The sequence below is a fragment of the Primorskyibacter flagellatus genome, assembly GCF_014638275.1.
GTDB lineage: Bacteria > Pseudomonadota > Alphaproteobacteria > Rhodobacterales > Rhodobacteraceae > Pseudooceanicola > Pseudooceanicola flagellatus_A.
In genome coordinates, this window is the sequence record NZ_BMFJ01000001.1 from 1,532,178 (window position 1) to 1,559,110 (window position 26,933).

Sequence of the window (26,933 nt, forward strand, 5' to 3'; positions counted from 1 at the left end):
CGCCGCGCGCCTTTGGGAACCGGCTTTCCCGGAACGGAAGCGCGGGCAACAGTGTCATCAGCCTGTCATGGGATCGTGACATTGTACCGGGCGTGGACGGATTCCAGTCAGACACCCCCGCACGGCTGATCGACGCGGCAGAGCATGTGATCTGCCACGCCTCAGGGTTTTCCGAGGTGACGGTGCGGCGGATCGCGGCACGCGCGGGCGCGCCGGTCTCGGCCATCTCCTACCATTTCGGATCGCTGGAGGAGCTGGGGATCGCCGTCGCCACGCGGCTGTACCGGCGTCTGAACGCGGCGCGCCTGACGGAGCTTCAGCGCGCACTCGACCGGGCGCAGCCGGGGCCCGCGCGGATCGAGGATCTCGTCTCCGCGCTCATCGCCCCCTCGATCCGGTGGAGCCTCGACCGCAGCAGCGGCTATCCGGTCTTCGACTACTTCAACCGGATGCGCATCATGACCGCCCGCCCGGAACGCTTTGCGGGCTTCGTGTCCAGCGTCGAACATCACCGCATCTTTGCCGATCACCTGCACCGCGCCGCACCCTGGTTCAGCGAAAGGGAGATCGCATGGCGGATCAATGCCGCGCTCGGCATCCGCAGCCAGATCACGCAGGGACGGTCGCGCATCGAACTGCTGACCGGCGCGCCGCTGAACCAGCAGGACCCGGAGGCGGTTGTGCGGGAGGCGGTTCGCATGGCCTCCGCCCTGTTCGCCCGGCCCGTTGCACCCGCCGTCACGCGCACCGTCGAACGGCGTTCGAGGGCTGTCATCCGTCCGTGACCGACTCAGACCAGTGTCCGGCGGAAACGGACACGGGGCACGCGCGCAGAGATGAACGGAATAGACCTGTCGGCCATCCGGAAACGGTTCGGCGAAACCGAAGTGGTCAAGGGGCTGGACCTGACCATCGCGGAGGGCGAGTTCCTTGTCATCCTCGGCCCGTCCGGCTGCGGCAAGTCCACCCTGCTGCGGCTGATCGCCGGGCTCGAGGACGTCACGCAGGGACGGATCCGGATCGGCGGGCGCGACGTGACGCATGAGGAGCCGGGCAGGCGCGGCTGTGCCATGGTGTTCCAGAACTACGCGCTCTACCCGCACATGACCGTGGCGGGAAACATGGCCTACGGGCTGAAGGTGGCGGGTGTGCCGCGCCGCGAACGCGCCGAACGGGTGGCGCGGATCGCCGGGATGCTGGAACTTGGCGCGCTGCTCGACCGCAGGCCGCACGAACTGTCGGGCGGGCAGCGGCAGCGGGTGGCCATGGGGCGGGCGATGATCCGGTCGCCGCGCGTGTTCCTGTTCGACGAACCGCTGTCGAACCTCGACGCGAAGCTGCGCGCGCAGCTCCGGCTGGACATCAAGCGGCTTCACCGGGATCTCGGCACGACCTCCGTCTTCGTCACGCATGATCAGCTCGAAGCGATGACGATGGCGGACCGGATGGTGGTGATGAACGGAGGCCGCATCGAACAGGCCGGCACCCCGCAGGAGATCTACCGCCGCCCCGCGACCCGCTTTGTCGCCGGGTTCATCGGCGCGCCCGCGATGAACATCTTCCCCGCCCTGATCGACGAGGCCGGGCGCGCGATGGTGTCGGGCGGGTGGTACCCCTGCCCCGATGCGGTCTGGGCGCTGCCGCCGGGTACGGAGGTCGATCTGGGCGTGCGCCCCGCCGATGTCCTGCCCGGCGCGCCAGCACCCGGGCGCCCCGCCTTCACCCCCGACGTGAGCGAAGATGTCGGGACAGAGGTTCACCTGCATGCGCGCGGCGCGGGGCTGGACCTGACGCTGTCCGCGCCCGCCGGCGCGGCCCTGCCGCAGAACGACTTCTCAGTCAGTTTTCCCGCCGCCGCCGCGCACTGCTTTGCCGGGGAAAGCGGCCAGCGCGCCGCGCTCCGCCCCACCCAGAAACCCGAAAGGACCGACGAGACATGGACCGCGACATCACTTTCCTTCACCTGACCGACCTGCATTTCGGCGATGCGGCGGATCCGCACCTGCATTCCGACACGGAGGCAACGATGCAGCAGATCCTCGCCGAGATGGCGCGCGTCACCCCCCGCCCGGATTTCGTCGTGGCCAGCGGCGACCTGTCCAACGCCGGGGATGCGGAGAGCTACCGGCGGCTCAGGGCGATGCTCGACCCCTACGGCGTGCCGGTGATCTACGCACTTGGCAACCACGACACGCGCGAAGGGTTCTACGAGGGGATGCTGGGGCGCACCACCAACCTCTCCGCCCCCTATGACCACGATACGGTCATTGCCGGGCTGCACATCATCACGCTGGACAGCACCACGCCGGGCGCGATCGGCGGCGCGATCGAACCCGAGCAGTTCGACTGGCTTCAGGCGCGGCTCTCCGCCCATCCCGACCTGCGCAAGCTGATCGTCGTGCATCACGCGCCCGCGCTTGGCGAGGCAGAGGGCGATGCGCCCTGGCGGGAGATCCGCTTTGCCGACAGCCAGCGGCTGGCCGCGATGCTGCGCGGGCATGACGTGGTCGGGATGCTCTGCGGACATATCCACCACGACCGGTTCTCCTGCTGGCATGGCATTCCGGTGATTGTCGGGCAAGGACAGCACGCCGCCACCGACATCCTGGCGACCGAGGAGCTGCGCATGGTACGCGGCGGGTCCTTCGGGATCGGCACACTGCGCCCTTCGGGTCTGACCATGGCGCTGGTGCCGCTGCCCTCCGACCGGGCCGTGCTGAACGTCTATCCGCTGGCGATGCTGCGCGAACGCGCGATGGCGAAGGACGCCGACGCCATGGCCGCCTTCCGCGCCCCCGAAACGACCGAGGCGCACTAGCGCCGCCCCTTCCCCTCCACCCAAACCAGACGAGGACACCCATGTTCCGCAGACAGTTCATGACCACCGCCCTGGCCGCGACGATGCTGACCGCGCCCGCCGCCATGGCAGAGATGGCCGCGAAGATCACCGAACCGGTCACCATCACCTTCTATTCCTACAACCTCGCCTCCGCCGGGCTGGGCAAGGACACGACCGAGGGGCTGATCGCCGACTTCATGGCCGAGAACCCGATGGTCAAGGTCGAAGCCGTCGCCGCGCCCTCCAACGAGATCCTCAGCCGGGTGCAGGCCGACATCGTCGCCGGCCAGCAGCCCGACGTGGCGCAGCTGGTGTTCCGCGACCTGATCTACGCTGCGAAGGACCTGGGCGCTCAGCCGCTCGAAGACCTTGCAGGTGACGAGTTGAAGGCGCATTCCGAAGGCATGGTGCCGAACGGGCTGGCGCTTGGCCGGGTGGACGACAAGACCTACGGGCTGGCCTATACCTTCTCCACCCCGGTGATGTTCATCAACGCCGACCTGTTCCGCGCCGCCGGGCTCGACCCCGACCAGCCGCCGCGGACCTGGGCAGAGGTGAAGGCCGCAGGCATCGCCATCCACGAGGCGACCGGCAAGCACGGCTTCTTCCCCGGCGCCTTCGGCCCGATCGACGGCACATTCGTCTACCAGTCGCTAGTCATGTCGAACGGCGGACAGGTGCGCGAAGGCAACAAACTGACCTATGCCGATCCCGCCGCCGCCGAGGCGGTGACCATGCTGCGCGACCTCAGGGACTCCGGCGCCTATGCCGACATCGACGTGGCGGCGCATATGGACACCTTCGCCTCGGGCGATCTGGCGATGTTCCTCTTCACCTCCGCCATCCAGTCGCGGATGGTGAAGGCCGCCGACGGAAACTTCGAACTGCGTGTGGTGGCCATGCCCTCCTTCGGGGACAAGCCGACCGCGCCGACCAACTCCGGCTCCGCCCTCTTCGTGCTGAGCCAGGACCCGGTGAAACAGCGCGCGGCGTGGGAACTGACAAAGTTCCTGACCTCGAAGCATGCCTATACGCAGATCACGTCTAAGATCGGCTACCTGCCGCTGCGGCTCGATATCGTCGATGATCCGAAATACCTGAAGGACTGGGTCGAGGCGAACCCGATGATCCGCCCGAACCTGGAACAGCTGACCCGCCTGACGCCGAACGTTGCCTTTCCGGGGCCGAACTACCGGCAGGTGGAAAGCATGATGAAGGACGCCGCCGCCGAGGCGGTGCTCGGCACCGGCGACCCGGTCGAAGTGCTGAAGGCCGCGCAGGAACGCGGTCAGGCGCTGATGCCGGCCGACGGCTGATCCCACGGCCCAAGGGCGCGGACCATCCCCGGTCCGCGCCACCCTTTACCGGAAAACCCCATGGTCCAGACACTCGACGCCACCTTCGCCCTGCCCGCCCGCGCGCCGTCCCGCCGGGTCCTCTGGCAACCCTGGGTCTACCTTGCCCCGACGCTCGCCACCCTGGTCGTCTGGATTTACTGGCCGCTGATCGAGGCCGCCTATCTGTCGTTCTTCCAGTGGAACATGCTGCCGACCGCCACGCCGCGCTACGTGGGGGTGGAGAACTACGCCAACCTCCTCACCCTGCCCGAGATGGGGCGCGCGGTTCGGAACACGGTGCTTTACATCCTCGGCCTGCTGCCGCTGTCGGTGGTGCTGCCGACGGCCATTGCGATCCTGACGCAGGACCTTTCGGGACCCTTCCGCAGCCTGTACCGCAGCCTGATCTTCATCCCCATGATCATCGCTCCGATCGTCGCCGCCGTACTCTGGCGCTGGTTGCTAAACGAGGACCACGGGCTGGTGAACGCGGGGATCGAGGTGCTTGGCCTTACCCCGGTCGGGTTCCTGAAGGATCCCTCCATCGCGCTCTGGACGCTGGTCTGGATCACCGGGTGGAAGCTGATCGGCTTTGCCACGCTGCTGCTGTCGGCGGCAAACGGCACCATCGATCCGGGCTATGTGGAGGCTGCGCGGATGGACGGCGCATCCCGCTGGCAGGTGATCCGCGACATCCGCCTGCCGCTGCTGTCGCCCACCATCCTGCTGCTGACGATGATGACCATCCTGTTCGGTGCGCAGTGGAGCTTTGTCTACATCAACGCCCTGACCGGGGGCGGGCCGCTGCAGTCGACCACCAACGTCTTCTACCTGATGTGGGATTACGGCTTCCAGTCCTACTCCGCCGGGTGGAGCGCCACCGCCGGGATGCTGACCTTCGCCGGCTTCGGGGTGATCGCGATGCTCTGCCTCCGGCTCATGAAAAGGTTTGCCGTCCATGAAGGCTGATACCCGCCGCCTCGTCGTGCACGCGCCGATGATCGTGCTCTCGCTGCTCGCGGTCTTCCCGGTGTGGTGGATGGTCGTGACATCGCTCAAGCCCGAGAACGAGATCTTCTCGACCCGGCTCTGGCCCGCCTCTCCCAGCCTGGAAAACTACGCCTATGTGCTGGACGCGATCCCGATGATCCGCATCCTCTGGAACACCTTCGCGATGGCCGCCGCCACGGCGCTGGCGCAGGTGCTGACCGGGCTTTGCGCGGCCTATGCGCTGACACGGTGGCGGTTCCGGGGATCGGGGATCGCGCAGGGGCTGATCGCGCTCAGCTGGCTGGTGCCGTTCCAGCTGACGATGATCCCGAACTACGTGCTCGCGACCAAGTTGGGGATGCTGAACACCATCGCCGGGCTGGTGATCCCGAACGCGGCGGCGGCCTTCGCTGTGCTGGTGCTGACCAACGCGATGCGCAGCTTCCCCAAGGATCTGATCGACGCGGCGCGGATGGACGGCGCGGGGCATCTCCGCGTCCTGTGCGAGGTCGTGGTGCCGAACCTGCGCGCGCCGCTCGCCTCGCTTGGCGTTCTGGCCTTCATCTCGGCCTGGAACGAATACTTCTGGCCGCTGCTGCTGACCCGCCGGATCGAGGATACCGTTGTCCAGATCGGACTGCAGATGTTCATGACGCAGGAGGGCAACCAGTGGGGCGCGATGATGGCGGCGGCGACGCTGGCCTCCCTGCCGATCCTGCTGCTTTATCTTGTGCTGCACCGGCAGATCATCGACAGCTTCATGCGGTCGGGGATCCGGTAGGCCGGTTCAGGACGCAAGCTCCAACTCAGGCCCGTCGTAGGTGGTCGGCACGGGCAGCGCGCCTGACGCGATCCGGTCGGCAATGGTGGCAAGCTCACCCGCCAGGGCGGCATCGACATCGGGGGCCAGCGCCAGTTGGACCGCTCCTTCCGCCACACCGAGGTGCTCCACCGCCGCCGGTGTCTGCCCGGCCAGAAGATCGGTGACCGCGCGCCGCACGCCTAGGTCGATCCGGGCCACGGCAGAGGCGATGTAGACCTCCGGGTCCGCAAGGGTCCAGTCGCCGACATTGCCGATCTGCCGGATGCCGGTGGCCCTGCACGCATGGGTGGCACCATCGCGGGCAGCGTTGAGCATGGTGAACAGCACGTCCGCCCCCTGCCCGGCGATGGCTCTCGCCCAGGCCTCCGTCACCGCGCCGTCGTCCTGTGTGCCGCAGAAGCCGGTGACAAGGCGCACGGCGGGATCGGTATGGGCCACCCCGGCGGCAAAGGCGGCGCGGCCCTTCAGCCCCGGCGTGACCCGGTGCCCGGAGAGGTGCCCGACCGTGCCCGTGCGCGTCACCTTCGCGGCCAGGCACCCGGCGAGGAAGGCGGAGTGTTCCTGCAACACGTCATAGCTCGCGATGTTCGGGGCCGTGACCTCTCCCTGCACGATGGCGAAGGCGCGGTCGGGAAAGCGGGCGGCGACCTCGGGCGTGACCCGGTTGCCCTGCCCGCCGATGAAGACGACGGCATCGCTGCGGTCGGCGGCGGCGGTCAGGGCGGAGGTCATGGCGGCGGGGTCGAAGGGCGTGCCATGCACGATCTCGATCTCCGCTCCGGGCAGGTCACGGGCCGCCTCCGCCCCCTCAAGTGCGCAGGCGTTGAAACCGGTGTCGTGCAGGGCACCCACGAAGAAGACGGCGATTTTCATGTGGGTGCTCCGTTGGCTGGCATGCGGGCGCGGTCGGCGACGGGGGGCAGGAAGCGACGGTCGAAGATCTCTTCCGGCGCGGGCGTGCGGGCGTATCCCTTGGCGGCCACGATCAGGCGGGCGATTTCGGCCAGCCGGGCGTCGTCGATGTCGCCTAGCCCCCCCTGCGCGGCGGCGTCCCCCATTTCAAGCGCGAGCGTACCGGCCAGGCGCGCGCGATTGGCGGCGCGGTCCAGCGCGGGATTGCGGCGGGCGACGGCCTCTATGGCGGCGTCGATGTCGGCCACGCAGTCCTTCAGCCCGGCGGTGACGGCCCGGCAGAGCCCGGCCACAGCCTCCGGATGCCGGTCGCGGAACGCGCGCGTGACCATCAGAGCGCCACCGCCAAACGCGGGCGCGTGGTCGATCCAGGTGATATGGCGAAGGGCCTTCGGCGCATCGACCCCGGCCTCCAGCGCCTGCGCCGCGACGGTGTTGACGAAGCCGAAAATGCCATCCCATTCGCCCGCCAGCATCTGCGGGACCATCTCTGTGTGCGGCGCGTCCGATATGGTGATCTTCACGCTCTCAGGGTCGAGACCGGTGGCGCGGCAGAACTCCGGAAACAGCAGCATCGCGGCATCCTGCGGGTGAGAGATCAGATGCTTCCCCTGCAGATCGGCGGGGCTGCGGATCGGCCCGGCGGCGTCGACGGCGATGGTGTAGGGCGGGCGGTTGTGGATGGCCATGACCGCGACGGGCGTATCGGCGCGCCCCTCGGCAACCATGCGCACCAGTTCGTTGAGGTCGCCGTAGCCCGCGTCATAGTCCCCGGTTGTCATCGTGTCGACGGCACGGGCGAGAGAGGTGCCCTCGGTGAAGGTGACCTCCAGCCCCTCGGCCGCGAAATGGCCGTTGTCGGCGGCGAGGAAGAACCACGCCTGCGGGCCGGAATAGAAGGTGTTCAGGATGAAGCGGAGGGGGAGGAGGTCGGTCATGGTCCGGTTGCCTTGTTCTGCTCGACAGGATTTCTTCACCTGTCCTGTTTTTCCCGAAAATGTTGGCGCATCGACCATTTGCCCCGCCCGCCGGGCTGCGCCGGCCCGGCCCACTGGAGCCGCGCGATTGCGCCACCCTGCGGGTCGGCTCGGCCCTCGGCGCGTATCGGCGATGGCAGGTCCGTCAGGAGCCGGATCGGCCGGGGTTCGCCCCCGGCCGTCCGCCCCGCCCGATCACCCGCCGTTGACGTTGGCCGCCTTGATCAGCGGCGCCCAGGTGTCGATCGTGCCGCCGACGAAGGTGGTGAATTCCTCGGACGTCATCTCCGTATGGCTGATGCCCCACTGAGCCAGCTGGTCGATGACCGGCTGCATGTCCATGATCGCCTCGACCGTGTCGTGGATCGTCTGGACCATGGCCGGATCCATGCCTGCCGGGCCGGAAAGGCCGGTCCAGTTCTCCACCACGATATCGTGGCCCAGTTCCCGGAACGTCGGGATTTCGGGGAACAGGGGCGAGCGTTCGGGCGCGGCGAGCGCGATCGGCAGCGTCTCGCCCCCGGTGATCAGGTCGCGATTCTGGGCGAGCATGTCGTAGTAGGCTTCGAGCACGCCGGCGCGGAAATCCTGGATGGCGGGGGCCGATCCCTGGTAGGGCACGTGGATCTGCTCGATCCCCAGTTCGATGTCCACGGCCTTGCCGAGGATATGCGTGATCGACCCGACGCCGGAGGACCCGTAGGTGATCCCGTCGCCCTTCACCTTCTCGATATACTCGTCAAGCGTGGTGATGCCCGAGTCCGGCTGCACGAACAAGGCGGGCGTCGAAGCGCCGAGGTAGGCGATGTGCGTGAATCCGTCGAGCGGCTTGTAGGGCAGCGTTTCGAACTGGGTCGGTGCGATGGTGAAAGGCGCATTGTTGCCAAGGATCAGCGTCGTGCCGTCCGGAGCCTGCTGCGCGACGTAATCGGCAGCCACGGTGCCACCCGCGCCGGGGCGGTTGTCGACGACGGCTTTCTGGCCGTACTCGCTTTCGAAATACTGCGCCAGGATGCGCGCGATCAGGTCGGATGTCCCGCCCGGCGGGAAGGTGACGACGATGCGCACGGGCTCATCGGTCCATTTGCCCGGTTCGGCGATGGCGGCGGTAGTGGCCAGAAGAATGGCGGCGGCGGACAGGGGAACGAGGTGTTTCACGGGTAAGGGCTCCTTCTTGTTAAGGGGTTATTCGTCGGAAAGCATGGGCATCGCGCGGCCCTGACGGCGGGCTTTAAGCGCGGACCGGATCGACCAGGCCAGCAGCAGCACGGTGATGACGATCAGGGTTCCGCTGATCGGCCGGGTCAGGAAGGTCGTGGGGTCTCCGCGGGACAGCAGCATGGCGCGGCGCAGCTGCTCCTCCATCATCGGCCCCAGGACAAAGCCGATGAGGAACGGCGCGGGTTCGAAGCGGAAGAGTTTCATCAGGTAGCCGGCCCAGCCGAAGGCCAGCGTCAGCCAGATGTCGAAGACGTTGTTGTTGAGCGAATAGACCCCCATGCAGATCAGCACGATGATCGTGGGGTACATGTACTTGTAAGGGATCCTGAGCAGCCGCACCCAGAGCCCGATCATCGGGATGTTGAGGATCAGCAGCAGGATGTTCCCGATCAGGAAGCTGGCGACGAGGCCCCAGAACAGATCCGCATGATCGACCAGCAGGCGGGGGCCGGGCACGATGCCGTACATCATCAGCGCCCCGATCACGAGCGCCATGGAGGCGGAGCCGGGCACGCCAAGCGTCAGCGTCGGGATAAAGGCTGTCTGGGTGGCGGAGTTGTTGGCGGATTCAGGTACCGCGACGCCCTCGACCGCGCCCTTGCCGAAGTTCGCCCGGTTCGGGCTGACCTTCTTTTCGACCGCATAGGCCACGGCAGAGGCAACGGTCTGGCCGGTGCCCGGAAGGGCGCCGAAGAAGCTGCCGATGCCCGCACCGCGCCAGATCGGGCCGAACATGGATTTCCACTCGGCGCGTGTCGGATAGAACTTCTTGTAGTCGATGTCGTTCTGATGCGCCCCGGTGGCATTGGCGCGGATGGAGGTGATCAGCTCTCCGACCCCGAAAAGACCCATGGCGACGATGACCAGATGAACGCCATCGCGCATCTCGGGAATGCCCATGGTGAAGCGTTCCGCCCCCGTCGTGATGTCGACACCGACGGTGCCCAGCATCAGACCCGCCGCGACCATGGCGACGCCCTTGACCGGCGAGCCGTTGGACACGGCCGACGCGGCGACCAGCCCGAGGAGGATGACGGCAAAATATTCCGTCGGACCGAAATTCAGCGCCAGCGTCGCCAGCGCCGGGGCCAGCACCGCCATGACCACCATACCGATGATCCCGCCCCCGAAGGACGCGATGGCCGAGGTGAAGAGCGCAATGCCCGCCCTGCCCTCGCGCGCCATGGGATAGCCGTCGATGCAGGTGATGGACGAGGACGGCGTGCCGGGGATGTTCATCAGGATCGACGCGATCGACCCGCCGTATTCCGCGCCGTAGTAGACGCCTGCGATCATGACGATGGCCGCCGTCGGGTCGAGGTAGAAGGTCAGCGGCAGCAGCATCGAAATGGCGGCCATGGACCCGATGCCCGGCAGGACCCCGATAAAGGTGCCGAGGAAGACCCCGACAAAGCAGTAGAGCAGGTTCTCGGGCTGCATCGCGACCATCAGGCCCTGGCTGAAACCGGTGATGATATCCATCTCTCAGAGCCCCATGAACGGTTTGAAGGGAAGGTTGATGACCTCGATGAACAGGCCCCAGCACCCCAAGGCGACGATGGCGCCCAGAAGCACCTTGCCGGGAAATTTCAGTGCCGGGTCGGGCAGGCTGGCGGTGATCGTGGTCAGGAACACGCCGGGCACCAGCCCGATACGTCCCACGGTCAGGGCAAAGACCACCAGCGCCCCGCCTATCGCGGCAAAGCTGATCCAGTCGGGTTTCTCGAGGTCCGTCTTGTCGGCAAGGTCCCCGGCAATGACGGCCAGCGACAGCACGGCCAGCGCAAAGCCGGTGATGACCGGGAAAGCCCCGGTGCCGAGACGGCGGGTGGAGCCGAAGCCGAGCTCATAGCCCCCGACGATGAAGATGACGGCAAGGATCAGCAGCGCCGCGCCGCCAAGCGCGCCCAGCCAGGCATGGGGCGGGCGGGCGGCGTCTTCGGATCGGCGGAGCCTGAGGAGGAGGTCTCTCATGGGCGGGTGTCTCCGGTCATGGTGGCAGGGGCGCCGGCCGCTTCTGCCCTCCCCTGCATGACGGATGTGTCCCCGGTCAGACGAGCCAAGCGCGCTTTCATCACCGACACAACTTCGCGCAGCGACCGGGGCAGCTCTTCTGCGGTCGCCGCGGCCAACCTGCCCCGGAATTGGGCAAGAACCGCCTCCATGTCCGGCTGCGCGTGCAGGGCGATGACAAAGGGGAAACCGTGCTTGTCGCGGTATTCGGCGTTCAGCGCGGCCAGCGCGTCCGCCAGGGCGGGCGCGGGATCGAGAAGGCGCATACGGCCCTGCTCGCTCTGCGAAGCCTCGGTCATCTCGGCGGGTGCGGCGGGGGCCAGTTCGGGATGCGCCTGCAGCAGAAGGATCGCATCCTGACGCGGCAGGCCTGTGACCTGCTCTTCCAGCCAACCGGCCAGTGCGGCGGCGTCGGCGAAGGGGCGCGCGGTGACCGCCCGGGCCGCAAGCCAGTCGGAGCGTTCGACGATGCGATCCATCATATCAAGCGCTTCCGGCGCCGCCGCACGGTTCAGGGTCGCGATCGAAAATGGGTTGTCTGCCGAAACGGGCACCGAGTCGCCTCCTTGGGTTTCCCCTGACCGTAGCGCCGCATTGCGTTGCCAAATATTTCAAAATGGGTCACGCTGCATACGCAAAATGGCAATGCTGAGGGCAACCCGAATGGCGCTCCACATCCTTCCCCGCCCGCTCCAGTACCTTGAGGCCGTCGCGCGCACCGGCTCCATCCAGGCGGCTTCGCGCAGTCTTGGCATCGCCGCCTCGGCCATCGACCGGCAGATCATCGCGCTGGAGGACAGCTGCCAGACGCCGCTGTTCGAGCGCCACGCGCGGGGGATGCGGCTGACGGCCGCGGGGGAGACCGCGCTGCAGATGGCACGGCGCTGGCGGGCGGACGAAGACCGGCTGGAAACTGAACTGCGCAACATGCGCGGAGAGCAGCACGGCACCGTGCGTCTCGCCGCGATGGACAGCATGGCCAACACGATCCTGCCCGCTCTGGTCGACGATTTCGCCCTGCGCTATCCCCGCATCAACCTGTCCATCGACATCATGACCCCGCGCGAGGCGGGGCGCGAACTGGACAACGGCAGTATCGACCTGGCCATTGCCTTCAACCTGCCGAACGACCGGAACCGCCACGTGCTCTGGTCCTCCCCCCTGCCGTTCGGATGCGTGGTCGGGCGCGGGCATCCGCTCTGGGGGCGGGAGGGCGTGGCGCTGACCGAGGCCGCGCAGCACCCGATCGCGGCGCAGAGCCGGGTCCTGCCCTCACGCGAATACCTCGACCAGCGCTATGGCTGGCTGTTCGACCCGGTCGAACCGGCGCTGGTGACGAATTCGCTGCAACTGCTCAAGCAGATCCTTGCGCAGGGGCGGCTGATGGCCCTGTCCTCACGGCTCGACATGCTGGCGGAACTCGAAACCGGCGTGCTGAGCTTCGTGCCCCTCACCGACAAGCGGCTGCGGCCACAGTCGATCAGCGTGGTGGTGGATGCGCGCCGGATGATGCCCCGCGCCGCCCGGCTGGTCGGAGAGGCGCTGGCAACCACGGTCCCGCAACGGCTCGCCGCGCTGGATGCAGCGGTCTCCGATCAGGCGGATCCGCCCCTCCGGTAGGTCAACGGTTCCGGCGTGGAGTGGTGTCCTGCTTATGGTTCGAAGCGCTGCCAAGACCCCCTGCTTCGCCGCCTTCACCCGGTCGTCGTGAAGAATGCCTCCGGCGTAGGCGTCACCCGTTCGAACTGATCCCCCTGCCGGGCATACAGATACCCGCCCAGGCGACCGATCGCGTCGAAAGCCTCCTGATCGATGTACATCGTCGCGGGGTCGAGCAGGCTTTCGCGCAGAAACATCTTCTTCACCTGCCCCAGCACGATCACCCGCGCCGGACTGACCGGGATCGACTGGAGCAGGGTGCATTCCAGCGCCGCCGGGGCGGCCAGGATGCGCGGGCTCCGCACTGTTTCGCCGGCGGCAGTCTCCAGCCCCGCGAGTTCCAGCTCGTCCACTTCGGGCGCGAACTTGATCGAGCAGATTTCCATCTGGTCGACCAGCGCGTAGTCGGCGATGTGGACCGTGAACTCTCCGGTATCGAGGATGTTGCGGGCGGTGTCCTTGGGCGTGCCATCCGGCTTGTACTCGACCCCGAGCGCGAGGATCGCGGGATCATGGGTCAGGACGTTGAAAAAGCTGAACGCCCCGGCATTGGCCTGTCCCGAAGGCGACCGGGTCGTGACCAGCGCGACAGGGCGCGGGATCACGGTTCCGATCAGGAGCTTGTAGCGTTCCTTCGGGGTCAGGCTGTCGAAATCGAAGCTGACGGTCGTCATGCGGTCTCCCGATGCAGTCCGGGAGCACGCGCGCCAGTGGTGGCGATCCGGGCGCAGGATTGGCCGGGGTTCGGGGGACAGGTCCCGGCTGTCATGGGGCAGAGGTGCATCAGTCCGTGTCCTTGTTCTTTCTCGCGGTTTCCGGTGACAGATTCGCGCCCGTTCCCGCCGGTTTTCACGCCAGGCTCACAAGCCTCGCATGGCATGTTCCGGAACCCTTCAAAGGTCAGCATGCCGGCAGCGGCGCAGGCCGCAGAAGCGCCGGCCGGGGCGCGTCGAAGGTCAGCCGCCCCGCCTTCATCCCCCAGAGAGGCCGCGTGATTTCGGACACCGCCGCGACCGCGTCGCCGCAGGACAGTAGGACGAGATCGGCGGTGTCCCCTTCTGCGATCCGGTCATCCCGGCCCAGCAGGCGGTTCGGCGCGGTGGTGATCATGTCAAAACAGGCGCTCAACCCCGCGCGGTCCCCAATCTGGGAAATATTCGCATACAGGTTCGCGATGCGCGGCAGAGAACAGTCGCCATAGGGCGTGAAGGGGTTCAGCACGTTGTTGGTCGCGACCGTGCAGCACACCCCTGCCGCGTGGAACCTGTGCGCCGGGGCAACGCCGCGCGGGATCGCCTCGGTATGTTCGCGGCCCATCATGAAGAGGTCGGTGGCGGGCAGAACGGTCAGGGCAATCCCGGCGTCTCGCATCAGGGCGATGGTCTGCTCCAGCGCGGGTCGCGGCAGCATCGAAAGCTTGGTCACATGCCCGACCGCGACCCTGCCCTGCATGCCATGCGCGATGGTCTGGCGCGCCACCTCGTCCAGATGACGCCAGCCGGTGTCGAGGTCGAAGTCGAGATGGAAGTCGAGATCGACGTCATACTCCCGCGCCATGTCGAACAGGCGCGCGATTTGGCCGTTCGGATCGGTGTCCGTGTAAGGGCAGCCGCCCAGAAGGTCCGCCCCCTGATCGAGCGCCCGGCGCAGCAGCTCTTCGGTGCCGGGAAGGTTCAGCAGCCCCTCCTGCGGGAAGACGCAGATCTGCAGGTCCAGCGCCCAGGCGTAGTCGGCCTTGAGCTGGCGTACAGCGTCGAACCCGGCGAGGCCGATCACCGGATCGATCTCGGTCTGCGCGCGGACGAGGTTGGTCCCCTGACAGATCGCCTTTTCAAGCACGCGGGCGCCGCGGGCATAGATATCCTCTGTCGTGAAGTCGCGCTTGGCGGCGCTCACGGCCGCTATCGCACCCTTCAGCGTGCCGGAGGGGTTGGAGGTCCGGTCCAGCAGGCATGCCTTGTCGAGATGCAGGTGGCTGTCGGCAAAGCCCCGGATCAGGCGGTCGCCAGCTGCGTCCAGCACCCGCGCATCCGTGCTGATGTCTGCGGCGATGGCCGCGATGCGGCCGCTTGCGATGCCGATGTCGACGGGGGACGCGCCGTCCGCGAGGCGGGCGTTCCGAATGACGAGGTCCAGCGTCACTGGGCCGCCTCCGCCCTGCTCTCTCCGCCGCCGAGATAGGCCGAGATCAGCGCGTCATCGGCCAGTAGCGCCGCGGCGCTGCCCTCGGCGACGATGCGGCCCTGCTCGAGGATGTAGCCCCGGTCGGACGCGGCGAGGGCAAGGGAGGCCATCTGGTCGACCAGCAGGATGGTGATGCCGTCGTCGCGCAGTTCGGCGAGGATGGCGTAAAGCTCCTCGATCATCGCGGGGGCGAGGCCGAGAGACGGCTCATCCAGCAGCAGCAGGCGCGGCTGCGACATCAGCCCGCGGGCGACGGCCATCATCTGCTGCTCTCCGCCCGACAGCAGCCCCGCCGGATGGTGGAGCCGGTCGCGCAGGCGCGGGAAGCGGGTCAGCAGCGCTTCAAGCTCCGCCGGATCGGGGCGCGTCCTGCGGCGATAGGCGCCAAGTTCGATGTTCTGGGCAACGGTCAGTTCGGGGAAGACCTGCCGCCCCTCGGGAACGAGGACGAGGCCACGGTCGACGATCTGATACGGCGGAAGGCCGTGGATGTCGGCGTTGTCCATCACGATCTGACCCGAGGTCGGGGCCATCAGCCCGGCCACCGTCCGCAGGAATGTCGACTTGCCCGCGCCATTGGCCCCGAGCAGCGCGACCATCTCTCCCTGCCGGACGTTCAGGCTGACCGATTGCAGCACATCCGCCGCGCCGTATCCCGCGCAGAGGTTGCGCGTGACAAGCCGGTCGATGGCCCCCGGTTCATGGGCCAGCGTCCGGCCCGGCACGCTGAGCGTGCCCTCGCCCAGATAGGCGGCGATCACGCGGGCGTCGCTGCGGATGACTGCGGGCGTGTCGAAGGCGATCGGTTCGCCCGCATCCAGCGCGAGGATGCGGTCCGATATGCCCATGACCAGTTCCATGTCATGTTCGACCAGCACGACGGCGATGCCGGTGTCCGCCAGTCTCCGCAGAAGATCGGCCAGCGCGCGTTTGTCCCCCTGCATCAGCCCCGCGGCGGGTTCGTCCAGCAGAAGAACGCCCGGTCGCATGGCCAGCGCACGCGCGATCTCGATCAGGCGGCGGTCGACATGGGGCAGGTCCGATGCGCGGGCACCCGGTTCCCCGCGATAGCCGACAAGCGCCAGAAGCCCCCGCGCCATGGACCGGCGTTCCGGTGTGCCGAGGGCGGTGAAGATGCCGCCGAAGGTGCCGCGCGGGAAGCCCGCGATGACGTTCTCCTCCGCCGTCAGGGCGCCGAACAGACGGGTGGCCTGATAGGTGCGGGCGATGCCGATACGGGCCGTCGCATGCATGCTCCAGCCTGCAATGTCCCGGCCCGCTGTCTCGATCCGCCCCGCGCCCGGACGGTAGAAGCCCGACACCATGTTCAGCAGCGTGGTCTTGCCCGCGCCATTGGGACCGATCACGGCGGTAACATCGCCCGGCCTTGCCTCGAACGTCGCGCCGTTGACCGCCCGGACGCCGCCGAAGGTGATGCCGAGGTCGGTGACCGTCAGCGTCTGACGCTCTGCCGGGGTGATGAACGCCATGACGTCGGCCGGGTCGGCGGGGGTCACATCCCCTGCCCTGCGCGGCAGGACCGCCGCGACCGTGCCGACAATCCCGCGCGGGGCGATCAGCAGGACGGCGACGAGAAGGGCTCCGAAGAACAGCAGACGGTATTCGGCAAGGCCCGACAGGAACTCCGGAAGCATGACCGCGACCGCCGCGCCGACGAGCGGTCCCAGCACCGTCCCCGCCCCGCCGAGGATTACCGCGAAGAGGAAGAGGATCGACTGCGACAGCACGAAGTTCGACGGGGCGATGAACTGCATGAGCTGCGCGAAGAGACCGCCCGCCAGACCCGCCGCGCCCGCCGCAATGGCAAAGGCGGCGAGTTTCGTGCGGATCGGGTCATAGCCAAGCGACCCGGCCGAGATCTCCTGATCCCTCAGCGCCGCCATGGCGATGCCCCAGCCACTGACGGCCAGCCGGCGGTAGGCCAGAAGCCCTGCGGCGGCGAGAATGATCGACAGGCTCACGAGGTTGGGTTCGGTGAAGCCATGGCCCAACAGGCGCGGCTGCGTGAAACCGAAAAGGCCGTTCTGCCCGCCGGTCAGCGTCCTCCATTCGATAGCGAGGTGTTCGATGATGAAGGCAAAGGCAATCGTCACCATCGCAAGGAACGGACCGCCCATGCGCACCGCCGGGATGGCCAGCACGCAGCCGATCAGCGCAGCCACGACAGCTCCGGCCGGAAGCGCCAGCCAGAAGCTGACCCCCGACTGGATCAGGATCGCATGGGCATAGGCGCCAGCCGCGAAGAACCCGACCTGGCCGAGTGAGACGAGACCGGTCAGGCCGTAGTAGACATTGAGGCCGGTGCAGAGGATGGTCCAGACCGCGACAAGGCCGAAGACGAACTGCATGTAGCCGTTGAGCAGGCCGAGCGCGGCAAGCGCGACCGCCGCAACAAGGATGATCGTCAGGTCGAGGAGGCGGGCTTCGGTAAGTCGCATCGGTTCAGACCTTCCGGAGCGCGGCCCGGCCGAACAGGCCGTTCGGCTTGGCCGCGAGGACCACGATCAACAGGGCAAAGACCGCGATATAGGTGTAGGAGGAGCCGAGGTAGGTGGTCACCAGCGCCTCCACCAGCCCGTAGATGAACCCGGCAAGCATCACGCCCGAGGCAGAAGTCATGCCGCCCAGGATCGCCACCGCGAAGGCCTTTATGCCGAAGAGCGTACCCATGTCGGAATGCACCGAGAAAAGCGGCGCGATCAGCAGGCCCGCGACCCCCGCCAGCACCGCCGACAGGGCGAAGGAGCCGGAGATCATCGCCGTGGTGTTGATCCCCATGAGCCGCGCCGCCTCGGGGTTCTGCACCACGGCGAGAAGCGCCCTGCCCTGACGCGTCTTGCGGAAAAGCACATGCAGCGCCACGGCAAGGCCCACGGCCACCACGGGTATCAGCAGCTGCTGCGGATAGACGCCGGTGCCAAGGATCTGCCAGGTCTGGCCGACCAGCGGCGACGGCAGGCTGCGCGGTTCGTTCCCGAAGGTGAAGAGAACCGCGTTGTCCAGCAGGATGCCCCCGGCGACGGTGGCCATCAGCCAGGCCTCCGACCCGCGGTTCGCGAAGGGGCGGACCAGAAGCAGTTCGACCAGCATGCCCATGAGCGCGCAGCCCGCCAGCGCCAGCGGATAGGCCACGATCACCGGCAGGCCCGCACGCTGCGTCAGCACATAGCCCAGCACCGCGCCCAGCATGACAATGGAGCCCTGCGCGAAGTTCACCCGGGAGCAGACGGAATAGGTGATCTGGAAGCCGAGGGCGATCAGCCCGTACATCGCACCAAGGCCGAGGCCGGTCACGAGGGCGGTGACAAGGAGGGTCATTTCGGCTCCGTCGTTCTTCTGGGGCGTGCGGTCGGGAAAGGCCCCCCGCCCGTCGGGCAGGAGGCCGGGGGTATCAGTCGGCGATCGGGATGATCTCGCCCTTCACGAACTGGGACATGATGTAGTCGTTCGGGCCAAGCGCATCGTGATTCTCGGGCGTGAACGGGGTGTCGTAGGTCTTGATGACCCCCTCGACGCCGGTGATGGTGTACATCGCCTCCCGGATGGCCGGCCCCTCGGTCGACCCGGCGGCCTCGATCGCGGCCGCCAGCAGCAGCGTCGCGTCATAGGCGTTGCCGATGCCCGTGGCCGGCGTCACGTCGGCGAGGCTCTCCACCTCCGGGAACTTCTCGGTCAGCTTCATGTAGAGCGGGTGCTCGGCGCTGTCGAACAGGAAGGTCTGGATGAAGTGCACCTTCTCGCCGCTGTCTCCGGCCAGTTCGGTAAAGCGCCCGCCCGCCGGGCCCCAGTGCGACGCGACCGGCACGTCCCAGCCCATCTTGTCGAGCGATTTCACCACCTGCGCGGAGGGCGCGACGTTGGCGACAAGGAACAGCCCGTCGGCGCCGTTCTCCTTCAGGCGGGTCAGCTGCGGGACGACGTCGACGTCGTTGTTTTCGAACTTCTCGATGCCCGCATGTTCCATGCCGCGCTTTTCCAGCGCCTTCATCAGGCCCTTCTCGTTGGATTCGCCCCAGGGGTTGTTGATGAGGATCATGCCCGGCTTCTTTGCGCCGTACTTGGAGACGAGGTATTCGGTGATAGCCTCGTCCACGATCTCGTCCACGGCCGAGACGCGGAAGACATAGTTCTCTTCCGCCCCGTTCATGGTGATCGGAGTGCCGGCGGCCCAGGGCCCCATGAACGGCACCTTGGCCTCGTTCGCGAAGGGCACGATGGCCAGCGACACCGGCGTGTCGAGACCGCCGATCAGGGCGGCGACGCCTTCGCGCTGCACCAGTTCACGCGCGGCGACCAGACCCTTGCCGGGGTTGCTTTCGTCGTCACGGCTGACAAGCTCCAGCTGCCGGCCCATCACGCCGCCCTCGGCGTTGATCTTGTCCATGGCCAGGGTGATGCCGCGGGTGATGGCCTCGCCGGACTTGGCCGACTGGCCGGACAGCGCGGCCACAAGGCCGATCTTGATCGGACCGTCCTGTGCGGTGGCGGGAAATGCGGTGGCAAGCCCGAGCGCGGTGGCGCCGGCAAGCAGGGTGCGTCGTGTCAGGGGAAGTCGGCGGGGCATTGTCGGTTTCTCCGGTTTGGGACGTTATTGACACCCCCATGGCGCGGGAGCGGACCCCGCCTGTCAAAGAGTCCGATGTCCGGGAACGCCTCCGGACCCCGATAAATCACCCTGCTGCACAAGGTTTCATCGGATTGCATGCATTTTTTGTATGAAGTGTTTGCATGCAACTGGGCCGGACCGCCGCGAAATGCGACATACGAATCATGTTCACCACGAAAGGACCCGCCATGACCGCCACGGAAACCGACGGGCACACCCTGCCCGAAGAGGCCCGGATCGTTCGCGACTACCTCGAAGCTTCGATGGTACCCGACCCGGAGCGCGCGGCGACCTACATGGCCGACGAGGTCACAATCACCTTCACCGGAGGCCGCGTGTACCATCACCCCTCCGGCCCCGCCGGATTCAACGCGGGCCGCTACGCATGGGTCAAGAAGGATATGCGTCAGTTCGACGTGGCGCAGGGGGACGAGGGGACGGTGGTCTATTCCACCGGCTATCTTTACGGCGCCTGGCCGGACGGGACACCGTTCGAAGGCAACCGCTATGTTGACCGGTTCGTCGTCAGGGACGGCAGGATCGTGAAAATGGACGTCTGGAACGACAGCGCCGAACGTATCCTGACCGCACGCGGGATCGAGGCCTGAGCCGCCCGTCTCAGGATGCCTCGCGGACCTGGCTGGCGTAGGGTTCCAGCGCGTCGAGGTAGGAAAACGTCCCGGCCTCGGCATCCCGGAACTGCGCGCGCGAGGACACGGACTCAAGATGGTCCCGCGCGATCTGCTTTGCGCGGGTCACGTCCCCGGACCGCAGCACGCTCAGGATTTCACGGTGTTCCTGAATGCCGCAGGCCGTCGAATGCGGCCGCGAGAACTGCGACAGGGTCAGGCCGCAGCGGTAGGCGATTTCGTTGACGTAGCGGACGAGCACCGGGCTCCCCGTCAGCTCCGCCATCAGGATGTGGAATTCGGTTGCCAGACGGATCGAGATCGTCTCGGGCCCCGCCTGCGCCTCTTCCTCCCGCCTGATATGGTCTTCAAGCTCCTGCGCCTGTTCCGCGGTCAGACCGGCGGCGAGACGGGCGATCACCATATCCTCGATCTGGACCCGCAGCTCGAACAGGTCCCGTGCCTCGTCCAGACTGGGCGAGGCGACGGCCGCGCCGCGGTTGTGCCGCAGCTCCACCAGACCTTCCGCAGCCAGACGCTCCAGCGCCTGCCTGACGATCGTGCGGCTTGCCCCGAACCGTTCGCCAAGGGAATCCTCCGGAAGTTTCATGCCCGGCAGCAGGGCCCGCTCCAGAATGGCGGACCGAAGTGCGGAGCAGATCAGTTCCGACCGGTTCTTCAACGGTTTCTTCGTCAAGGTTCAGCCCTGCGTTGATTGCCCGCGTTCCAAGCTGACACGCCGCCCGGTTTCCCGCAACCCCGACGCGGCGGCCGCGGCCCGGCCCTCTCAGGGTGACGTTCGATCGCCGGATTCCGGCGTGTGCGGCACGATCCCCGTCAGGTTGGCCCCGGACGGGCGACACGGCCGGACGTCGGTCCGCTCAGACCAACCCGGTCATCACGGCCCCCGACGCCATTGCCGGTAAGGCGGCTTACCCGATCCGGTAGTTCGGGCTCTCCCGCGTGATCTGAACGTCGTGCACGTGGCTTTCCGCCAGCCCGGCGTTGGTGATCTTCACGAACTGGCAGCCCTTGCGCATCTGTTCCACCGTGGCGCAGCCGGTATACCCCATGGCGGCGCGCAGGCCTCCGACCAGCTGATGCACCACTGTCGCGGCGGATCCCTTGTAGGGCACCTGGCCCTCGATTCCCTCCGGCACCAGCTTGTCCGAGGCCGCGTCCTTCTGGAAATACCGGTCCGCCGACCCCCGCGCCATTGCGCCAAGCGACCCCATGCCGCGATACGACTTGAACGACCGGCCCTGGTAGAGAATGACCTCGCCCGGGCTCTCGTCCGTTCCGGCGATCATCGACCCGACCATGGCGACCGAGGCGCCCGCCGCAATCGCCTTGGCGAAATCGCCCGAGAACTTGATGCCCCCGTCCGCGATCACCGGCACGTCCCCGGCGGCCCCGGCGCAGTCCATGATTGCCGTCAGCTGTGGCACGCCGACACCGGCCACCATGCGCGTGGTGCAGATCGACCCGGGGCCGATCCCGACCTTGATCGCATCCGCCCCGGCGCCGATCAGGGCGCGCGTGGCCTCTCCGGTGGCGACGTTCCCGGCTACGACCTGCACCTCGTTCGACAGCATCTTGACCCGCTCGACCGCCTTCGCGACGCCCTCGGAATGGCCATGGGCGGTGTCGATCACGATCAGGTCGCAGCCCGCATCCACCAGCGCCTCCGACCTCTCGAACCCCGCATCGCCCACGGTGGTGGCGGCGGCGACGCGCAGCCGGCCCAGCTGGTCCTTGCAGGCGGTCGGGTTCAGCACGGCCTGCTGGCTGTCCTTCAGCGTCAGCAGCCCGGTCAGCTTGCCCGCCTTGTCGGTGATGAGCAGCTTCTCGATCCGGCGCGCCTTCATCAGCGAAATCGCCTCGTCCCGGTCGGCGGGTTCGGTGAGGATGGCGAGGTCCTTCGACGTCATCATCGCGCTGACCGGCGTGCGGTCGTCGCTGGCAAAGCGCATGTCGCGGTTGGTCAGGATGCCGACAACCCGCCCCCCGCCGTCCACCACCGGAAAGCCCGAGATGTTGTAGCGCCCGATCATCTCCTTCGCGTCGGCCAGCGTCTGGTCGGGGCTCAGGGTGATCGGCTTGTAGACGATACCGCTCTCAAAGCGCTTGACCCGGCGGACCTCGTCGCTCTGCTGCTGGATGTCGAGATTGCGATGGATGACCCCCATGCCCCCCGCCTGCGCCATGCAGATCGCCATGCGAGCCTCCGTTACCGTATCCATGGCCGAAGACAGCAGCGGAATGTTCAGGGAGATCGACTTCGTCACCTTCGTACGCGTGTCCGCCGTCGAGGGCAGCACCGAGGAAGCTGCGGGAACAAGCAGGACGTCATCGAAGGTCAGGGCCTCGCGAATCTCCATGGGACATCTCCTTGGATGGGATCACTTGGCGCTTCCCTATTGCATGGATGCGGGATGGGGGAAAGGGCTAAATCTGGTGGAACCGGGTATGCGCCGGGGCAGATGGTGCGGGGGCTGTCAGGACCGCACCCGTCACACCCGGGAAACCGTCTTCCCCGGACTGGACCCGGGGATCGCGTCGGCATGAGATCCTCCGGTCGAGCCGGAGGATGACCGCTTCTCCCGGAACGCCCCCTACTCCGTCGGCTTCCCCGCCAGCCGTGCCAGCACCGGGAAGTACTCTTCCGCGAACCCCGCCGCCTTAGCCATCCTCATGCGCGCCTCGGCCAGTTCCGCCCCGGGCGCGGCCAGACCGGCATCCCGCGCCAGTTCCAGCGCGTATGACACGTCCTTCAGCGCGTAATCCGTCGGGAAGGCCTGCTTCGGAAAGGTATCCGGGATCATCGCCTTCATGCCGTGGTTGCGCAGGGCAAAGCTGTCCCCCGAGCCCTGCGAGATGATGTCGAACAGCCGCCCGCCGTCCATGCCCGCCGCGGTGCCGAGCGCAAGCGCCTCGGACATGGCGACGACGTTCTGGAACAGCACCATGTTGTTGAGGATCTTCGCCACCTGCCCGCAACCGACAGGCCCGCAGTGCAGGATGGTATCCCCGGCATGGGACAGCACCGGCTCCACCTGCGAAAACGTCTCCTCCTCCGCTCCGACCATGATCGCCAGCGTCCCGGCCTCGGCGGCGGCGCGGGTGCGCGCGACCGGTGCGTCCGCATACCGGGCCCCGGCGGCTTCGGCACGGGCGGCGAGGTCCCGGGTCAGGCCGACCGGAGCGGTCGACATGTCCACCAGCACCTGCCCCGCCCGCAGCATCGGGATCAGCGTCCCGGCCACCGCCTCCACCTGCGGACCGCCGGGAAGGGACAGGAAGATCATGTCGGCCCGCGCCGCGATCTCCTCCGGCGCGGCCTGCTCCGCACTAAGGGCAGTCAGGCGGGCGACGGGGGCGGCGCTCAGGTCCGACACCAGCATCGGCGCGCCCGATTTCACCATCATGTTCCGGCATATGGGCTCGCCCATGACGCCCAGACCGATGAATCCCAGAACCGGCTGTCCGCTCATGTCTCCCCCCATGGCCGCGATCAATGTGCAAGGTCTAGCCCGCCGCGCCCGGCCCCGCAATGCCGCCCGGAAATGCCACCGCTTTCATCTTGCCGGAAATATCCCCGCCGGAGGCACCGGCCCGCCAGAGCCGGCCCCTACTCGGCCTTCAGCGCATGGGACACGGGGGCCAGGGCCACCCGGCCCGCACGATCCGCAAGCCCCCAGACCAGCAGCGCCTGCAGGGTCTCGGGGCGCAGGCGGGCGACGAGGATCACCGCCCCCTCCTGCCCCGCGCGGAAGGCGGAGTTGTCGAGGAACCGGCGGATGACCGACTCTCCCTGCCCCTCCGCGTCGAGATCGCGGAAGACGGTGGCGGCGGGCACGCCGCGGCGCTCGGCCAGTTTGCGCGCGGTATCCAGCCCCTCGGGATACAGCAGCAGGCCGTGGCCGGTTTCGGCGAGAACGGCGGCCAGCTGTTCGCCAAGCGCGCGGCCGGACTGCAGCGGGCGCTCCGGCGGCTCCATCACCGCAACCGCCTCGGGCAGCGCGGCGAACCAGGCGGCGGCGCTGGTCTCAAGGTCCTGCGGCGTGGCCCCGCGCGGCAGGTCGGCCAGCGCCAGCACCTCGAAACCGGCGGCACGGGCGCGGGCCATGGCCTCTGCCGCATCGGGCCGGGCGGCGGGAATGGCGATGGAAATCGGATAGGGGAAGCGATCCGGCAGTTCCGCCCCGCCCGTGCCGTCGTCGATCAGCACGATGGACAGCAGGGGCTGCCCCTCCGGGTTCTCGAATGGCGCGGCAAAGCGGTCGATCGGGGGCCGTGTGTCCTCGACCTCCGGGTCCGCGGCGGGGTCCGCGGGCGGCCCGGCCTCTGCGGTGTCGGATGCGGTGTCGGGCGCGGTCTCGGTGAGCCGTGCGGCAGGCTGACCGGGTAGCGCGCGCGGGGCGGCGTCCCCCGTCTCATCGGCGCGCGGCAGGGCCGAGGTGCGGGGGCGCAGGGGGTCGGAAGGGGTCGGCGTCGCGATTTCGGGTGCGGGAGCCTCCGCTACGATGGTGTCGCTCTCGGGCGCCTCAGCTTCAGGTGCAACGGAGTCCGTTGCCGTGGTCTCGGCGGTTGATGGTTCGGGCGCAGTCGCTTCCGCCCCGGACCTTTCCGGCGCGGCATTTTCTGTAACGACCGTCCCTGTCGCGCTTTTTTCGGGCATGCTCGCCCCGGACGCGACAGTGCCGGATGTCGCATCGGACGCAGAGGTCCCCTGCGCGGCGACGTCCGCCTCAGGATCCACAGCGCTGTCGCTCCCCTCGGACACGGAAACACCCGGCGCAACGCCGCCCGCATCCGCCAGACCGTCCTCGTCAGGCACAGCCGCCGCACCGGGAACCGCACCCTCCGCCACATCCGTGTCCCCGCCCGCAGCACCGGACGCGTCGCGCACCGGTTCCGGTGCATCCGCCGCCTCCGTCAGGTCGCCGGTCGGGAAGCCGGTGACCTCCTCTCCCGGTGCGGCGCGGGGCGGCAGGGCCGGCTCCGTCGCAATCTCCGGGGCGGGTTCGGGGAGCGGCTCTCCGGGCGCGCGCGCCAGCGGGCTCGGCAACACGGGCGCGACCGGGGCGACCTCCGGCATATCCGCCAGGGGCTCCGCGTCCGGGGCTTCGGGCTGCCCGGCGGCGGCATCTGGGGACGGGGCGGCGGCGGTGTCGCGCGTCTCGGGCGTCAGGGCGGCCAGACCGTCGGCTCCCGGCGCATCGCCACGCACCGCGTCGCCCTGCACCCCGGCGCGTTCAGGCGCGGGCTGCGACAGGGGAAGCCTATCCGGCAGACCGGCGGCACCGTCCGGATCGGCGGGGCCATAGCTCTCGGGTACCTCCGCCGTACCCAGTTCGGGCGGCGGTCCGGGGGGAAGGGCGGTGCTCAGCGACAGGACGGCAAGCGCGGTGGAGCCCAGAACAAGGCCGTAGGCCGCCCCAAGGATGATACCGCGTAGCAAGGTGCCGCTCTCCTGTCCGCCGGGTTCGAACCCGGTCTTCTGCCCTTGTCCCGACGTGCCATCAGACCCGTCTTTTGCCTGCCCCGCCCCTTGACGCTGGCGGCGCGCGTGGCTCATCTAGGCCCGATCCGGGCCAGCGACAAGCCGGAAGCCCCAAGGGCTGTATCCCGGCGACATGTTACCACAAGAGAGGCCCCGTTCCAGTGGCCAGCGACGCGACAGCGCGGAAAGGGACCAAAGATGAGCGACGCGCTGAAACCGATGATCGCCGCGGCGGCAGAACGCCCCCTGACCCGCGCCGAGGCCGAGACCGCCTTTGACATCCTGTTCGAAGGCCAGGCGACCCCGGCGCAGATCGGCGGGCTGCTGATGGCCATGCGCACGCGGGGCGAGACGGTGGATGAATACGCCGCCGCCTCGGGCGTGATGCGGGCCAAGTGCCTGCCGGTCCGCGCCCCCGCGGGCGCGATCGACATCGTCGGCACCGGCGGGGACGGCAAGGGCACGCTCAACATCTCCACCGCGACGGCCTTCGTCGTGGCGGGCGCGGGGGTGGTGGTGGCCAAGCACGGCAACCGCAACCTGTCGTCCAAGTCCGGGGCGGCGGACGCGCTTGGCCAGATGGGGATCGAGGTCATGGTGGGCCCCGAGGTGGTCGAAAAGGCGCTGGCGGAGGTCGGCATCGGCTTCATGATGGCGCCCATGCACCACCCCGCGATCCGCCACGTCATGCCCGCGCGGACAGAGCTCGGCACCCGAACGATCTTCAACATTCTCGGGCCCCTGACGAACCCGGCCGGGGTGAAACGGCAGCTGACCGGCGCGTTTTCCCGCGCGCTGATCCGCCCGATGGCCGAAACCCTGCGCGCGCTCGGCGCCGACCGCGCGTGGCTGGTGCACGGATCGGACGGGACGGACGAGCTGACGATCACCGGCACAAGCTGGATCGCCGCACTGGAAGAGGACGGCACGATCCGCGAGGTGGAAATCCACCCCGAGGACGCGGGCCTTCCGGTGCATCCGTTCGAGTCGATCCTCGGCGGCACGCCAGAGGAAAACGGCAAGGCGTTCAAGGCCCTGCTTGCCGGCGAAGCCTCCGCCTACCGCGACGCGGTCCTGCTGAACGCGGCCGCCGCACTGGTGGTGTCGGGCAAGGTGGCGGACCTGCGCGACGGCGTCTCGCTCGCCGCGGACAGCATCGACAGCGGCGCGGCGCAGGGCAAGGTCGACGGGCTGGCCCGGCTCACCTCTGCGTAAG

At 68.0% G+C, this 26,933-nt stretch carries 24 protein-coding genes; 9 read left to right on the forward strand and 15 right to left on the reverse strand.

Translation table 11 applies throughout. The features are described 5' to 3' along the window. The first annotated feature begins 92 nt into the window (after window positions 1–92). From IEV87_RS07555 to IEV87_RS07580, 6 genes are read left to right on the forward strand one after another with little or no spacing between them, the layout of a single operon-like run. On the forward strand, window positions 93–785 hold the full coding sequence (locus IEV87_RS07555) for a TetR family transcriptional regulator (RefSeq protein ID WP_229737470.1): 693 nt from the start codon (window positions 93–95) through the stop codon (window positions 783–785). A 51-nt stretch (window positions 786–836) separates the two neighbouring features. After that, a complete protein-coding gene (locus IEV87_RS07560; RefSeq protein ID WP_188477039.1) occupies window positions 837–1,967 on the forward strand; it encodes an ABC transporter ATP-binding protein in 1,131 nt (376 codons plus the stop codon). Next, entirely contained in the window at window positions 1,937–2,818 is an 882-nt protein-coding gene (locus IEV87_RS07565; protein ID WP_188477040.1) for a metallophosphoesterase, read from the forward strand. The genes IEV87_RS07560 and IEV87_RS07565 overlap by 31 nt, the downstream gene beginning before the upstream one ends. A gap of 41 nt (window positions 2,819–2,859) precedes the next feature. Continuing rightward, entirely contained in the window at window positions 2,860–4,155 is a 1,296-nt protein-coding gene (locus IEV87_RS07570; protein ID WP_188477041.1) for an ABC transporter substrate-binding protein, read from the forward strand. Between the two features lie 60 nt (window positions 4,156–4,215). Next, the gene (locus IEV87_RS07575; RefSeq protein ID WP_188477042.1) at window positions 4,216–5,145 is read left to right on the forward strand and encodes a carbohydrate ABC transporter permease; all 930 of its coding nucleotides are present in this window, start codon (window positions 4,216–4,218) and stop codon (window positions 5,143–5,145) included. Beyond that, window positions 5,135–5,947: a carbohydrate ABC transporter permease gene (locus IEV87_RS07580; protein ID WP_188477043.1), complete on the forward strand. Its 813-nt coding sequence runs from the start codon at window positions 5,135–5,137 to the stop codon at window positions 5,945–5,947. The genes IEV87_RS07575 and IEV87_RS07580 overlap by 11 nt, the downstream gene beginning before the upstream one ends. Before the next feature lie 6 nt (window positions 5,948–5,953). Here the strand turns inward: IEV87_RS07580 and IEV87_RS07585 are convergent, their stop codons facing one another. The 6 genes from IEV87_RS07585 to IEV87_RS07610 form a co-directional block, all read right to left on the reverse strand. Then, on the reverse strand, window positions 5,954–6,862 hold the full coding sequence (locus IEV87_RS07585) for a BMP family protein (RefSeq protein WP_188477044.1): 909 nt from the start codon (window positions 6,860–6,862) through the stop codon (window positions 5,954–5,956). Then, complete coding sequence (locus tag IEV87_RS07590; RefSeq protein WP_188477045.1) at window positions 6,859–7,839, reverse strand: ABC transporter substrate-binding protein; 981 nt, start codon at window positions 7,837–7,839, stop codon at window positions 6,859–6,861. Before IEV87_RS07590 ends, IEV87_RS07585 begins: the two co-directional genes overlap by 4 nt. Window positions 7,840–8,073: 234 nt before the next feature. Beyond that, entirely contained in the window at window positions 8,074–9,036 is a 963-nt protein-coding gene (locus IEV87_RS07595) for a Bug family tripartite tricarboxylate transporter substrate binding protein (protein WP_188477046.1), read from the reverse strand. 27 nt (window positions 9,037–9,063) lie between these two features. Further along, the gene (locus IEV87_RS07600) at window positions 9,064–10,581 is read right to left on the reverse strand and encodes a tripartite tricarboxylate transporter permease (protein WP_188477047.1); all 1,518 of its coding nucleotides are present in this window, start codon (window positions 10,579–10,581) and stop codon (window positions 9,064–9,066) included. Between the two features lie 3 nt (window positions 10,582–10,584). After that, window positions 10,585–11,073, reverse strand: a complete 489-nt coding sequence (locus IEV87_RS07605) for a tripartite tricarboxylate transporter TctB family protein (protein WP_188477048.1) — start codon at window positions 11,071–11,073, stop codon at window positions 10,585–10,587. Further along, entirely contained in the window at window positions 11,070–11,666 is a 597-nt protein-coding gene (locus IEV87_RS07610; protein ID WP_188477049.1) for a 2-oxo-4-hydroxy-4-carboxy-5-ureidoimidazoline decarboxylase, read from the reverse strand. The genes IEV87_RS07605 and IEV87_RS07610 overlap by 4 nt, the downstream gene beginning before the upstream one ends. 109 nt (window positions 11,667–11,775) lie before the next feature. Here IEV87_RS07610 and IEV87_RS07615 point away from each other — a divergent pair, with 109 nt between their 5' ends. Further along, window positions 11,776–12,732, forward strand: a complete 957-nt coding sequence (locus IEV87_RS07615) for a LysR family transcriptional regulator (protein ID WP_188477050.1) — start codon at window positions 11,776–11,778, stop codon at window positions 12,730–12,732. 74 nt (window positions 12,733–12,806) lie between these two features. On the opposite strand, the gene IEV87_RS07620 is transcribed toward IEV87_RS07615, so the two are convergent. The 5 genes from IEV87_RS07620 to IEV87_RS07640 all read right to left on the reverse strand — a co-directional run bounded on the left by IEV87_RS07620 (window position 12,807) and on the right by IEV87_RS07640 (window position 19,540). Continuing rightward, the gene (locus IEV87_RS07620) at window positions 12,807–13,445 is read right to left on the reverse strand and encodes a flavin reductase family protein (protein ID WP_188477051.1); all 639 of its coding nucleotides are present in this window, start codon (window positions 13,443–13,445) and stop codon (window positions 12,807–12,809) included. A gap of 226 nt (window positions 13,446–13,671) precedes the next feature. Beyond that, entirely contained in the window at window positions 13,672–14,913 is a 1,242-nt protein-coding gene (locus IEV87_RS07625) for an amidohydrolase family protein (protein WP_188477052.1), read from the reverse strand. Next, on the reverse strand, window positions 14,910–17,414 hold the full coding sequence (locus IEV87_RS07630) for a branched-chain amino acid ABC transporter ATP-binding protein/permease (protein WP_188477053.1): 2,505 nt from the start codon (window positions 17,412–17,414) through the stop codon (window positions 14,910–14,912). The genes IEV87_RS07625 and IEV87_RS07630 overlap by 4 nt, the downstream gene beginning before the upstream one ends. 4 nt (window positions 17,415–17,418) lie before the next feature. After that, window positions 17,419–18,294: a branched-chain amino acid ABC transporter permease gene (locus tag IEV87_RS07635; protein WP_188477054.1), complete on the reverse strand. Its 876-nt coding sequence runs from the start codon at window positions 18,292–18,294 to the stop codon at window positions 17,419–17,421. A 73-nt stretch (window positions 18,295–18,367) separates the two neighbouring features. Then, window positions 18,368–19,540: an ABC transporter substrate-binding protein gene (locus IEV87_RS07640; protein ID WP_188477055.1), complete on the reverse strand. Its 1,173-nt coding sequence runs from the start codon at window positions 19,538–19,540 to the stop codon at window positions 18,368–18,370. 230 nt (window positions 19,541–19,770) lie between these two features. On the opposite strand from IEV87_RS07640, the gene IEV87_RS07645 reads away from it, so the two are divergent. Further along, window positions 19,771–20,190: a nuclear transport factor 2 family protein gene (locus IEV87_RS07645; RefSeq protein WP_188477056.1), complete on the forward strand. Its 420-nt coding sequence runs from the start codon at window positions 19,771–19,773 to the stop codon at window positions 20,188–20,190. Window positions 20,191–20,200: 10 nt separating this feature from the next. Here IEV87_RS07645 and IEV87_RS07650 read toward each other — a convergent pair whose 3' ends face one another. The 4 genes from IEV87_RS07650 to IEV87_RS07665 all read right to left on the reverse strand — a co-directional run bounded on the left by IEV87_RS07650 (window position 20,201) and on the right by IEV87_RS07665 (window position 25,792). Beyond that, window positions 20,201–20,908: a GntR family transcriptional regulator gene (locus IEV87_RS07650; protein WP_229737471.1), complete on the reverse strand. Its 708-nt coding sequence runs from the start codon at window positions 20,906–20,908 to the stop codon at window positions 20,201–20,203. Between the two features lie 235 nt (window positions 20,909–21,143). Beyond that, window positions 21,144–22,592 carry an IMP dehydrogenase gene (gene guaB, locus IEV87_RS07655; RefSeq protein WP_188477057.1) on the reverse strand — a complete coding sequence of 483 codons (1,449 nt, stop codon included), beginning with the start codon at window positions 22,590–22,592 and terminating at the stop codon, window positions 21,144–21,146. Between the two features lie 234 nt (window positions 22,593–22,826). Then, on the reverse strand, window positions 22,827–23,705 hold the full coding sequence (locus IEV87_RS07660) for an NAD(P)-dependent oxidoreductase (RefSeq protein ID WP_229737472.1): 879 nt from the start codon (window positions 23,703–23,705) through the stop codon (window positions 22,827–22,829). 137 nt (window positions 23,706–23,842) lie between these two features. After that, the gene (locus IEV87_RS07665; RefSeq protein WP_188477059.1) at window positions 23,843–25,792 is read right to left on the reverse strand and encodes a divergent polysaccharide deacetylase family protein; all 1,950 of its coding nucleotides are present in this window, start codon (window positions 25,790–25,792) and stop codon (window positions 23,843–23,845) included. Between the two features lie 123 nt (window positions 25,793–25,915). On the opposite strand from IEV87_RS07665, the gene trpD reads away from it, so the two are divergent. After that, window positions 25,916–26,932, forward strand: coding sequence for an anthranilate phosphoribosyltransferase (trpD, locus tag IEV87_RS07670; protein WP_188477060.1), 1,017 nt, complete (start codon window positions 25,916–25,918; stop codon window positions 26,930–26,932). Window position 26,933: the final 1 nt, after the last annotated feature.